This window comes from Rhizobium sp. M10, from assembly GCF_002531955.1.
In the GTDB taxonomy this organism is placed as follows: domain Bacteria; phylum Pseudomonadota; class Alphaproteobacteria; order Rhizobiales; family Rhizobiaceae; genus Rhizobium; species Rhizobium etli_C.
In genome coordinates, this window is sequence record NZ_NWTA01000080.1 from 1 (window position 1) to 1013 (window position 1013).

Here is a 1013-nt window from a genome sequence, read left to right on the forward strand (position 1 = left end):
GACGTCGATGCCGCAACGGAGACTCACGTGGTCTCAACCAAGGTTCGCGTCGGCGCCAAGCGTGGTCGCGCCGCCGACTGGGACATGCATCCCGATGACGAGTCCCGCATCAACCAGTTCGCGGAAGCAGTCCGAAACTACGAAATTCTACCCGACGGTAGCGTCGGCCGAGGGGACGGAAGGGTTCCCGAGGCTACCGTCGAGAACAATTTATGGGTTCTTAGGGGGTTCGCTCGTTGGCTCCGAGCAGAGAACAGAGATTCGATGGCTTCTCGGCTTTTAAACGATCCAGATTCACTAGCCGTTGATATCGCGGATTATTATTTTGCAAGCGGTGGGGATGGTCGGAACCGTCTTAAGTCAGCACTGTCTCATTTCAGGAGGCTCGCGCCTGAGGGGCAAGAACTCCAAGCCGTTGGACCTGGGCCGCGCCTGATGGGGCGCCAGATACATGATCCTTATCCCGACGACGCCCGCGTCATTGATAGCTTGGCCAAGGAAGAGCTGAGTAAGTTCGGACCGGTCTCGACTTCCCGGAATAATACCAGTCACCAACGAAAGTTTAGCGCTTGGCTCAAAAGGGAGGGCAGGGAGAGCATAGTCAGCCGGCTCACCGGCAGTGATGAGCAGCAACAGTCGTTGAAGGAGGATTTTAGGGCCTTTACCAAGGAGGAAGGAAAAAAAGTGGTCGTGAGTTTCGATCGGCTGCGGCAGTATCTAGGCGCCGAGTCCCAGTTGAAACAGCATAATCCTTATCCCGACGACGCCCGCATCATTGATGACCTAGCCAAGGAAGCGCTGAGCAAGCTCGGATCGAACTCGACTTCCAAGAGGAATGTTGTCTGGAATATGGCCAGCAATCAACGAAAGTTTAGCGCTTGGCTCCAAAGGGAGGGCAGGGAGAGCATAGTCAGCCGACTCACCGGTACTGATCAGCAGCAACAGTCGTTGCAAAAAGATTACCAAGACTTCACCGAAGACATGGGAAAACACACTATCTCTTTCAAGCGGCT

At 54.9% G+C, this 1013-nt stretch carries 1 pseudogene; it reads left to right on the forward strand.

Features of this window, described 5'->3' with window-relative positions:
- Window positions 1-27: 27 nt before the first annotated feature.
- A pseudogene (locus CO671_RS33115) lies at window positions 28-1013 on the forward strand (hypothetical protein); the annotation flags it as partial.